Source organism: Gemmatimonas sp. UBA7669 (assembly GCF_002483225.1).
Taxonomy (GTDB): Bacteria; Gemmatimonadota; Gemmatimonadetes; order Gemmatimonadales; family Gemmatimonadaceae; genus Gemmatimonas.
The window spans coordinates 1-8,789 of record NZ_DLHL01000056.1 but is presented as its reverse complement, the minus strand read 5'-3'; the positions used below and the strand labels follow the sequence as shown (position 1 = coordinate 8,789).

19 protein-coding genes (1 of these 19 running past the window's edge) are annotated in these 8,789 nt (G+C 65.2%); all 19 read left to right on the top strand.

Features of this window, described 5'->3' with window-relative positions; genetic code table 11:
- Positions 1-188, top strand: partial view of an elongation factor Tu gene (locus tag B2747_RS17690; RefSeq protein ID WP_291164065.1) — the 3' portion only. It extends 694 nt beyond the left edge of the window; only the last 188 of its 882 coding nucleotides appear in the window; its start codon lies beyond the left edge, outside the window; it ends in the stop codon at positions 186-188.
- A gap of 75 nt (positions 189-263) precedes the next feature.
- Positions 264-572 (top strand): 30S ribosomal protein S10, encoded by a 309-nt coding sequence (rpsJ, locus tag B2747_RS17685; RefSeq protein ID WP_012682361.1) that lies wholly within the window; start codon positions 264-266, stop codon positions 570-572.
- 189 nt (positions 573-761) lie between these two features.
- A complete protein-coding gene (gene rplC, locus B2747_RS17680; protein WP_291164062.1) occupies positions 762-1,442 on the top strand; it encodes a 50S ribosomal protein L3 in 681 nt (226 codons plus the stop codon).
- A gap of 2 nt (positions 1,443-1,444) precedes the next feature.
- Entirely contained in the window at positions 1,445-2,086 is a 642-nt protein-coding gene (gene rplD, locus B2747_RS17675; protein ID WP_291164059.1) for a 50S ribosomal protein L4, read from the top strand.
- Positions 2,087-2,088: 2 nt separating this feature from the next.
- Entirely contained in the window at positions 2,089-2,376 is a 288-nt protein-coding gene (locus B2747_RS17670) for a 50S ribosomal protein L23 (protein WP_291164057.1), read from the top strand.
- Between the two features lie 5 nt (positions 2,377-2,381).
- A complete protein-coding gene (gene rplB, locus B2747_RS17665; RefSeq protein WP_291164055.1) occupies positions 2,382-3,212 on the top strand; it encodes a 50S ribosomal protein L2 in 831 nt (276 codons plus the stop codon).
- Positions 3,213-3,236: 24 nt separating this feature from the next.
- Positions 3,237-3,527, top strand: a complete 291-nt coding sequence (gene rpsS / locus B2747_RS17660; protein ID WP_291164052.1) for a 30S ribosomal protein S19 — start codon at positions 3,237-3,239, stop codon at positions 3,525-3,527.
- 27 nt (positions 3,528-3,554) lie between these two features.
- On the top strand, positions 3,555-3,908 hold the full coding sequence (gene rplV / locus B2747_RS17655) for a 50S ribosomal protein L22 (protein WP_291164293.1): 354 nt from the start codon (positions 3,555-3,557) through the stop codon (positions 3,906-3,908).
- Complete coding sequence (rpsC, locus tag B2747_RS17650) at positions 3,908-4,567, top strand: 30S ribosomal protein S3 (protein ID WP_291164049.1); 660 nt, start codon at positions 3,908-3,910, stop codon at positions 4,565-4,567. Before rplV ends, rpsC begins: the two co-directional genes overlap by 1 nt.
- Positions 4,568-4,578: 11 nt before the next feature.
- Positions 4,579-5,007 (top strand): 50S ribosomal protein L16, encoded by a 429-nt coding sequence (gene rplP, locus B2747_RS17645; protein WP_291164047.1) that lies wholly within the window; start codon positions 4,579-4,581, stop codon positions 5,005-5,007.
- Positions 4,997-5,203, top strand: coding sequence for a 50S ribosomal protein L29 (gene rpmC, locus B2747_RS17640; protein WP_291164044.1), 207 nt, complete (start codon positions 4,997-4,999; stop codon positions 5,201-5,203). The genes rplP and rpmC overlap by 11 nt, the downstream gene beginning before the upstream one ends.
- Positions 5,204-5,226: 23 nt before the next feature.
- Positions 5,227-5,514: a 30S ribosomal protein S17 gene (rpsQ, locus tag B2747_RS17635; RefSeq protein WP_291164290.1), complete on the top strand. Its 288-nt coding sequence runs from the start codon at positions 5,227-5,229 to the stop codon at positions 5,512-5,514.
- Positions 5,515-5,525: 11 nt separating this feature from the next.
- Entirely contained in the window at positions 5,526-5,894 is a 369-nt protein-coding gene (gene rplN, locus B2747_RS17630) for a 50S ribosomal protein L14 (protein ID WP_012682372.1), read from the top strand.
- A 13-nt stretch (positions 5,895-5,907) separates the two neighbouring features.
- Positions 5,908-6,300, top strand: a complete 393-nt coding sequence (gene rplX, locus B2747_RS17625; protein WP_343125923.1) for a 50S ribosomal protein L24 — start codon at positions 5,908-5,910, stop codon at positions 6,298-6,300.
- Between the two features lie 194 nt (positions 6,301-6,494).
- Positions 6,495-7,091 (top strand): 50S ribosomal protein L5, encoded by a 597-nt coding sequence (gene rplE, locus B2747_RS17620; RefSeq protein ID WP_343125922.1) that lies wholly within the window; start codon positions 6,495-6,497, stop codon positions 7,089-7,091.
- Between the two features lie 16 nt (positions 7,092-7,107).
- Entirely contained in the window at positions 7,108-7,413 is a 306-nt protein-coding gene (gene rpsN, locus B2747_RS17615; protein ID WP_291164033.1) for a 30S ribosomal protein S14, read from the top strand.
- 69 nt (positions 7,414-7,482) lie between these two features.
- Positions 7,483-7,884: a 30S ribosomal protein S8 gene (rpsH, locus tag B2747_RS17610; RefSeq protein WP_291164031.1), complete on the top strand. Its 402-nt coding sequence runs from the start codon at positions 7,483-7,485 to the stop codon at positions 7,882-7,884.
- Between the two features lie 12 nt (positions 7,885-7,896).
- Positions 7,897-8,436, top strand: coding sequence for a 50S ribosomal protein L6 (gene rplF, locus B2747_RS17605; RefSeq protein ID WP_291164028.1), 540 nt, complete (start codon positions 7,897-7,899; stop codon positions 8,434-8,436).
- A partial coding sequence (gene rplR / locus B2747_RS17600) for a 50S ribosomal protein L18 (RefSeq protein ID WP_291164025.1) occupies positions 8,436-8,789 on the top strand: 354 nt, incomplete at its 3' end. The genes rplF and rplR, both read left to right, overlap by 1 nt.

Below are 8,789 nucleotides of genomic sequence, written 5' to 3'. Positions count from 1 at the left end.
TCCGCACGACGGACGTGACGGGCAACATCGAGCTCCCCGAGGGGATGGAGATGGTGATGCCGGGCGACAACGTGACGATGACCATCGAGCTCATCATCCCGATCGCCATGGAAGAGCAGCTGCGCTTCGCCATCCGTGAGGGTGGTCGTACGGTCGGCGCCGGCGTCGTTACGAAGATCCTCGCCTAACCAGAACCGGCAGATCGACGGGAGTCGGTGATTCACCGGCTCCCGTCGCTCGACTGGTTCCCACACGGAACTCTGATGGCTGGCCGCATTCGCATTCGCCTCAAGGCATTCGACCACGCCGTGATCGACCAGGCTTCGGCGGACATTGTCCGCACGGCCGAGAAGACCGGCGCGTCGGTGTCGGGGCCGATCCCGCTCCCGACCAAGACGCAGCGTTGGACGGTGCTCCGTTCGCCGCACGTCGACAAGAAGTCGCGTGAGCAGTTCGAACTGAAGACGCACAAGCGCGTCATCGACATCCTCGATTCTCGCGCGGGCACGGTGGACGCGCTGACAAAGCTCGACCTGCCGGCAGGCGTGGACGTCGAGATCAAAGTCGAATAGAACCAACGAGAAGCGTAAGGTTGTACGGCGTAAGGTTGTAAAGCGGGAAGAGGAAAAACGCAGGGAAACGGAAGTTCACGTCGCGGAACATCGCGACGCGTACTGGTGGGGCTGCACAGGGCGGCTTCATCCACAGTCCAACGGTTGCTTCTCCGGAAGCACCGCGACTCGTACGGAGTGAGTCATTTCATGATCGGCATCATCGGCAAGAAGCTGGGCATGACCCAGCTGTTCAACGAGCAGGGGCAGCAAGTGCCCTGCACCGTGGTGGAGGCCACGCCCAACCCCGTCACGAAGGTGATGACGGCGGACGCGGCCGGTTTCGCTTCGGTGGAGCTCGGATATGGGGCGCAGCGCACGGCGCGTCCCAACAAGAAGGGGGAGCGCACGCCCAAGGGCCGTCGCGCGACCAAGGCGGAGCTGGGTCACGCGAAGAAGGCCGGCCTCGAGGCCGCGCCGCGCGTGCTCAAGAGCTTCCGTCTCGACGACGCGCCGGGCAATGCCGAGGCGCCGTCGTACTCCGTGGGTGAGACGATCACCGTGAACATCTTCACGCCGGGTGAGCGCGTGAAGGTGACGGGGACGTCCAAGGGCCGCGGCTTCCAGGGCGTGGTGAAGCGCCATGGTTTCGGCGGCGGTCCGAACACGCACGGCAATACCAAGCATCGCAAGCCGGGCTCCATTGGCGCGGGCACGGACCCGTCGCGCGTCATCAAGGGCAAGAAGATGCCCGGTCATTACGGCGCGGCGCAGCATACGGCGACGAACCTTCGCATCGAGAAGGTGGACGCCGAGCGTAACCTCATTTATCTGCGCGGCAGCGTGGCGGGGCCGACCAACGGCATCGTCTTCGTGCGGAAGCAGGGCTGATCATGACGGCGGAAACCAAGACTTTCGAGGCGCCTGTGTACTCGGCGCAGGGGAAGCAGGGCGGCACCCGCCCGCTCCCCGAAGGGACGTTCGACGGCATCGTCAACGTGCCGGTCATGCACCAGGCGGTGAAGGCGTTCCTCGCCAACCGTCGCCAGGGCACGGCCAAGACCAAGACGCGTGGTGAAGTGACGGGCGGCAACCAGAAGCCGTGGAAGCAGAAGGGCACCGGTCGCGCCCGTCAGGGCTCGACGCGCGCGCCGAACTGGCCGGGCGGCGGTACGGTGTTCGGCCCGCAGCCGCGCAGCTACACGCAGATCGTGCCGAAGCAGGTGCGGGCGCTGGCGCGCAAGAGCGCCTTCAACGCCCGGGCCCGTGAGAACGCCGTGGTGCTCGTGGACGCGCTCGATTTCAGCGCGCCGAAGACCAAGGCGATGACGGACCTGCTGGCCAAGCTGGGTGTGGCCGAGAAGAAGGTGCTGGTATTGACGGACGGCGTGAAGCCGAACGTGTACCTGAGCGCCCGCAACCTGCAGCGTGCCCACGTGATGCCGTACAGCGACGTGAGCACCTACCACATCCTCTGGTCGGACGTGGTCGTGATCGAATCGTCAGCGCTGGCCTCGAGCCAGTCGGAGGGCTGACCGTGAGCGCACTGTATCGCACCATCGTGCGCCCGATCATCACGGAGCGCACCTCCGCCGCCTACCAGGATCGCGGCGAGTACACGTTCGAGGTGGCGCCGGACGCCACCAAGCACGCCATCAAGGCGGCCGTCGAGCAGCTGTTCGGCGTCAAGGTCACCGGTGTCTGGACGTCGATCGCGCGGGGCAAGACCCGCCGCGTCGGCCAGTCGATCGGTCGCCGCCCCCACACCAAGAAGGCGATTGTGAAGCTGCGTGACGGCGACACCATCGCGATCTTCGAGGGCTGAGTCGCATGGGCATTCGTCAATTCAAGCCGGTCACGAAGGGCACGCGGTTCCGCTCGGTGTCGGATTTCGCCGAGATCACGCGTTCGACCCCTGAGAAGTCGCTCGTGGAGCCCCTCAAGAAGTCGGGCGGCCGCGACAACCATGGCCACATCTCGATGCGTCGCATCGGTGGCGGCCACAAGCGCATGTACCGCGTCATCGACTTCAAGCGCAACAAGTTTGGAATCGTGGGAACGGTGGCGCACATCGAGTACGATCCGAACCGCTCGGCGCGCATCGCGCTGATCGAGTACGCGGACGGCGAGAAGCGCTACATCCTGCACCCGAAGGGTCTCAAGCAGGGTGACTCGGTGGTGTCGGGCCCGGGCAGCGACGTGCGCACGGGCAACTCGATGCCGCTCAAGGAAGTGCCGCTCGGCACGTCGGTGCACAACATCGAGCTCAAGATCGGCAAGGGCGGCCAGATGGCCCGCTCGGCCGGCACCTTCGCGCAGGTCGTGGCGAAGGAAGGTGAGTACGTCACGCTGCGCCTGGCGTCCACGGAAATGCGCCTCGTGCACGGCAACTGCATGGCGACGATCGGCGAAGTGGGCAACGCCGAGCACGAGCTGCAGTCGCACGGCAAGGCCGGCAAGAGCCGCTGGTTGGGCAAGCGGCCGAAGGTCCGCGGTGAGGTCATGAACCCGGTCGATCACCCGCACGGTGGTCGTACGCGCGGTGGCCGCAACGTGGTGAGCCCGTGGGGCAAGAAGGAAGGCGTCAAGACGCGCAACAAGAAGAAGGCGTCGACGCGTCTCATCGTACGCGGCCGCAAGCGCGGCCGGGCCACGCAGTAACCGCCAGGCGAGACGAGAACCGATATGTCGAGAAGCATCAAGAAGGGTCCGTTCGTCAGCGAGCGCCTGGAGGCCAAGGTGGTGGCGATGAACGCGAAGAGCGAGAAGAAGGTCGTGAAGACCTGGTCGCGCGCGAGCACGATCCTGCCCGACTTTGTCGGGCACACGTTCGCGGTGCACAACGGGAACAAGTTCATCCCGGTGTACGTGACGGAAAACATGGTTGGCCACAAGCTTGGCGAGTTCTCGCCGACGCGTCTGTTCCGCGGTCACGCGGGCCAGAAGGTCGACCCGAAGAAGAAGGGAGGCAAGTAATCCATGGCCAAGACCATCAAGGCCGGGATCGAGGCGCGCGCCATTCAGCGCACCACGCGCCAGTCGCCCTACAAGATGCGGTTGGTCATCGACCAGATCCGCGGTCAGCGCGTGAACGATGCGTTGGCGCTGCTGAAGTTTTCGAAGAAGCACGCGGCTGAGCAGATCGAGAAGACGCTCAACAGTGCGGTGGCAAACGCGGAGCAGGCGGCCCGTGCGGCCAACACGTCGCTGGATGTCGACGCGCTGGTGATCACGAAGGCCATCGTGAACGAGGGGCCGAAGCTCAAGCGTTGGACGCCGGCGGCCATGGGCCGTGCGACGCCGATGCTGAAGCGAACGAGCCACGTGGAGATCGTCGTGACGGAGGCGGTGCGCTAATGGGACAGAAGACCAATCCGATCGGCTTCCGCCTCGGAGTCACGAAGAACTGGCGTTCGACGTGGTACGCGAAGAAGGACATGCCGGCGCTGCTGAAGGAAGACGCGCTGCTGCGCAAGTACCTGAAGGCGCGCCTGGACAACGCGGCCATTGCCGACGTGACGATCGAGCGCAAGCCGGGCAAGGTGGTGGTGACGATTCACACCGGCCGTCCGGGCGTGGTGATCGGCAAGAAGGGCGCCGAGGTGGACAAGCTGCGTGACGAGCTCGCGCAGCTGACCGGCAAGGAAGTCGGCATCAACGTCGAAGAGATCAAGCGCCCGGAAGTCGAGGCGCAGCTCGTGGCCGACAACATTGCGGCGCAGCTTGCGCAGCGTATCTCGTTCCGCCGCGCGCTCAAGCGCGCCGTGCAGAGCGCGATGCGTATGGGCGCGCTGGGCATCAAGGTGAAGGCCGGCGGCCGCCTCGGTGGCGCCGAGATCGCGCGCGTGGAAGGGTACATGGAGGGCCGGGTGCCCCTTCACACGCTGCGCGCCGACATCGATTTCGCGACGAGCACCGCGAAGACCACCTATGGGACCATCGGGATCAAGGTGTGGATCTTCAAGGGCGAAATCGTGGAAGATCGTCGCGGCAAGACCTACTCGACCGGCAACTGAGGAACTGAGAGATGCTGAGTCCGAAGCGGGTCAAATTCCGCAAGATGTTCAAGGGCCGGACGACGGGCCTGGCGTACCGTGGGTCGGAGGTGTCGTTCGGGCACTTCGGTCTGCAGACGCTGGAGCCGGGCTGGATCACCAGCCGTCAGATCGAGGCCTGCCGTGTGGCGATGACACGTCACATCAAGCGTGGCGGCAAGGTGTGGATCCGGATTTTCCCGGACAAGCCGATCACGAAGAAGCCGGCCGAAACCCGAATGGGTAAGGGTAAGGGTTCGCCGGAGTTGTGGGTGGCCGTGGTGAAGCCGGGCCGCGTGATGTTCGAGATCGAAGGCGTCTCGCGCGAGCTGGCCGAGACGGCGATGGCACTGGCGGCTGCGAAGCTGCCCGTGAAGACCAAGTTTGTCGTGCGCGAGGAGGCGGTGACCCATGAAGACTGAAGAGATCCGCGGACTGGCTGACGACGAGCTGACGAGCCGCATCCGCGAGCTGGAGGAGGAGCGGTTCCGCCTCCGCTTCCGCAGCGCGACCGAGGCGCTGGAGCAGCCACTGCGGCTGCGCAGCATCCGCAAGGACATTGCGCGCCTGAAGACGGTGCAGCGCGAGCGTCAGCTCGCTGCCGGCCGTGGCCGCTAACCGGAAACCGACCGATGGCTGAGATGAATAACGCGAGCGCCGCGCAGAACGGCGCCTCCGAACGGACCGCGCGCAAGGTGCGCGTCGGGCTGGTCGTGAGCGACAAGATGGAAAAGACGGTGGTGGTGGCGATCGATCGCCGCATGCCCCATCCGCAGTACGGCAAGATGGTGACGAAGACGCGCAAGCTGAAAGCGCACGACGAGGAGAACTCGGCGAAAGTCGGCGACACTGTCCGCATCATGGAGACCCGGCCGTTGTCGAAGGACAAGCGGTGGCGTGTGGTCGAGATCGTCGAACGCGCACGCTGAGGACCTGACCCATGATCCAGCAGGAATCGGTGGTGAAGGTGGCGGACAACAGTGGTGCCAAGCGCGCCCTGGTGATCCGCGTGCTCGGCGGCACGCGTCGTCGCTACGCAGGCCTGGGTGACCGGGTGATCGTGGCGGTGAAGGACGCGCTCCCGAACGGCACGGTGAAAAAGTCCGACGTCGCGAAGGCGGTGGTCGTGCGCACGGTGAAGGAAACGCGCCGCAAGGACGGGTCCTACATCCGCTTCGACGAGAACGCCGTCGTGATCATCAACGACAACGGTGAGCCCAAGGCCACCCGTATCTTCGGTCCCGTGGCGCGCGAGCTCCGCGAGAAGCGGTACATGAAGATCGTGTCGCTGGCTCCCGAGGTGCTCTGAGATGCGCAAGAACGTGTATTACAAGACGGATCGCGGCCAGCGCCTCGGCGCCGGGCGTCACGCCCTCAAGGCGTCGCGCGAAGCGATCCACGTCACCAAGGGTGACACCGTCCGCGTGATGCGTGGCGACGACAAGGGGAAGGAGGGCAAGGTCCTCCAGGTGTACCCCAAGACGGGCCGCATCAAGGTGGAAGGCATCAACATCGTGAAGAAGCACCGCAAGGCGCGCACGGCGGAAGAGCAGAGCGGCATCATCGAGATGCCGGCGCCCTTCCACGCGTCCAACGTGATGCTGCTCGATTCGAAGACCGGCAAGCCGACGCGCGTTCGCAACCGCGTCGACAAGGACGGCACGAAGGAGCGCGTCGGCGTGAAGAGCGGTGAAGTCATTCCCCGTGCGCGCTGACCGGAGTTACTGACATGGCGACCAAGGAAAAGGGTGCCGCCAAGGGCGGCGCCAAGGGTGGAGCAAAGGGCGGCGCGGCCAAGGGCGGCGCGGCCAAGGGTGGTGCGGCGCAGAAGGGTGGCGGCAAGAAGGGTGGTGCCGCCACGACGCGTGCGGCGGTGGACTTCACCAAGCGTGAACACGCGGGTGCGGGCCTGCCGACGGCGGCGCCGCGTCTGAAGACGCACTACGAGCAGACGGTGCGGGCCAATCTGGCCAAGCAGTTCGGCTTCACCAACGTGATGCAGATCCCGACGCTCGAGAAGATCGTGATCAACTGCGGCGTGGGTGAGGCGGTGAAGCAGCCCAAGCTGCTCGACGTGGTGGTGGAAGAGCTCGCGCTGATCACCGGTCAGAAGCCGGTGCGCCGCAAGGCGAAGAAGTCGGTCGCGAACTTCGGCCTTCGCGAGGGCCAGGACATCGGCGCCTCGGTGACGATGCGCGGTGCGCGCATGTGGGAGTTCCTCGACCGTTTCGTGACGGTCGCGTGCCCCCGCATCCGTGACTTCCGTGGCCTCGGCACCAAGTCGTTCGACGGCCGCGGCAACTACACGCTCGGCATCAAGGAGCAGATGATCTTCCCCGAGATCAACTACGACATGGTCGAGCAGATCCACGGCATGGACATTACGTTTGTTACATCGGCTGAGAAGGACGCGCATGCCTTTGCGCTGCTGCATCAGCTCGGTATGCCGTTCCGTGGCGACGACAAGCCGGTGACGCCCAAGGTGGCGCAGCCGAGCGCGGCCTAACTCCCAGGACTGACCGATGGCGAAGACGAGCAAGCTGGCCCGCAACGCCCAGCGCAAGGAGCTGGTGGAGCGGCACGCGCCGAAGCGCGCGGCCTTGAAGGCCGTGATCAAGAATCCGAAGAGCACGCCGGAAGAAGTCCAGGCGGCGGTGAACGCGTTGCACAAGATGCCGCGCAATTCATCGGCGACACGGGTGCGCAACCGCTGCAACATGAGCGGTCGTCCCCGGGCTTACCTCCGGCACTTCGGCCTCAGCCGCATTGCCCTCCGTGACATGGCCCTGAACGGCCTGATCCCGGGTGTGCGCAAGGCGAGCTGGTAACACGCAGGTTCCTCCATTCACTTCCTACAGGTCCGCTTCGGGCGGATACCATAGGAGCAATCCCAGAGCATGAGCCTCAACGACCCCATTGCCGACATGCTGACGCGCATTCGCAACGCGTGTGCTTCCAAGCACCGCCGCGTCGACATGCCGGTATCGAAGATGAAGATCGAGATCGCGCGGATTCTCAAGGAGAACGCGTTCATCCAGGACTACCGCACGGTCGATCTCGAGGATGGCAAGAGCGTGCTGCGCGTGATCCTCAAGTACGCGCACGGCGGCCAGTCGGTCATTCGCGAAGCGAAGCGCATTTCCACGCCCGGCCTGCGCAAGTACGTGGGCGTGCAGGAGATCCCGCGCGTGCGCAATGGCCTGGGCATGGCCATCCTCAGCACGTCGAAGGGCCTCATGAGCGATCGTGATGCGCGCGCCGCGAACACCGGCGGCGAACTCCTCGCCCTCGTCTGGTAAGGAGCCGCCAACATGTCTCGTATCGGCAAGCGCCCGATCCCGGTTCCGGCCGGGGTGTCCGTGGCAATCAACGGTAGCGCGGTGACAGTGAAGGGCCCGAAGGGCGAACTGTCGCGTACGCTGCCTGCAGAAATGATCGTGTCGCAGGAAGGTGCGGAGCTGCTGGTGAAGCGTCCGAGTGACGAAGAGCGTCACAAGGCGATGCACGGCCTGACCCGCACGCTGGTGGCCAACATGGTCGAGGGCGTGACGAAGGGGTTCCAGAAGACCCTCGAAATCACGGGTACCGGCTACAAGGCCGAGATCAAGCCCTACGGCGCGTTGCTGTCGCTGGGCTTCTCGCACCAGATCGAGTACAAGTCGCCGGAAGGCGTCAAGATCAGCGCGCCGAATCCCACCACGGTGGTGATTGACGGCGCGAGCAAGGAACTCGTGGGCCAGGTCGCGGCCGAGATCCGCAGCTTCCGCAAGCCCGAGCCCTACAAGGGCAAGGGCGTCAAGTATCAGGGTGAAGTCATCCGGCGCAAGGCCGGCAAGGCGGGAGGCAAGTAATGGGCAAGATCGCAATCCCGCGTACGAACGCGGAGAAGCGCAAGCGCCGGCATCTGCGCGTGCGCAAGGCAGTGAACGGCACGCCGGAGCGTCCGCGCCTGGTGGTGTTCCGCTCGCTGAAGCACATCTACGCCCAGATTGTCGACGACGTCGCGCAGCGCACGTTGCTGACGGTTGGCGACGAAAAGCTCAGTGGCACGAAGTCGGAGCGCGCGCTGGCCGTGGGCAAGGCTGCCGCGGAGAAGGCAAAGGCGGCCGGCATCTCGAAGGTGGTCTTCGACCGCGCTGGTTACCAGTACCATGGCCGCGTGAAGGCGGTGGCCGACGGAGCCCGCGAAGGCGGGCTGGAGTTC

Bases quoted from the DNA above. Each gene is read 5' to 3' on its own strand.
- rpsJ (WP_012682361.1), top strand. From the start codon at position 264: ATGGCTGGCCGCATTCGCATTCGCCTCAAGGCATTCGACCACGCCGTG.
- rplC (WP_291164062.1), top strand. From the start codon at position 762: ATGATCGGCATCATCGGCAAGAAGCTGGGCATGACCCAGCTGTTCAAC.
- rplD (WP_291164059.1), top strand. From the start codon at position 1,445: ATGACGGCGGAAACCAAGACTTTCGAGGCGCCTGTGTACTCGGCGCAG.
- rplB (WP_291164055.1), top strand. From the start codon at position 2,382: ATGGGCATTCGTCAATTCAAGCCGGTCACGAAGGGCACGCGGTTCCGC.
- rpsS (WP_291164052.1), top strand. From the start codon at position 3,237: ATGTCGAGAAGCATCAAGAAGGGTCCGTTCGTCAGCGAGCGCCTGGAG.
- rpsC (WP_291164049.1), top strand. From the start codon at position 3,908: ATGGGACAGAAGACCAATCCGATCGGCTTCCGCCTCGGAGTCACGAAG.
- rplP (WP_291164047.1), top strand. From the start codon at position 4,579: ATGCTGAGTCCGAAGCGGGTCAAATTCCGCAAGATGTTCAAGGGCCGG.
- rpmC (WP_291164044.1), top strand. From the start codon at position 4,997: ATGAAGACTGAAGAGATCCGCGGACTGGCTGACGACGAGCTGACGAGC.
- rpsQ (WP_291164290.1), top strand. From the start codon at position 5,227: ATGAATAACGCGAGCGCCGCGCAGAACGGCGCCTCCGAACGGACCGCG.
- rplN (WP_012682372.1), top strand. From the start codon at position 5,526: ATGATCCAGCAGGAATCGGTGGTGAAGGTGGCGGACAACAGTGGTGCC.
- rpsN (WP_291164033.1), top strand. From the start codon at position 7,108: ATGGCGAAGACGAGCAAGCTGGCCCGCAACGCCCAGCGCAAGGAGCTG.
- rpsH (WP_291164031.1), top strand. From the start codon at position 7,483: ATGAGCCTCAACGACCCCATTGCCGACATGCTGACGCGCATTCGCAAC.
- rplF (WP_291164028.1), top strand. From the start codon at position 7,897: ATGTCTCGTATCGGCAAGCGCCCGATCCCGGTTCCGGCCGGGGTGTCC.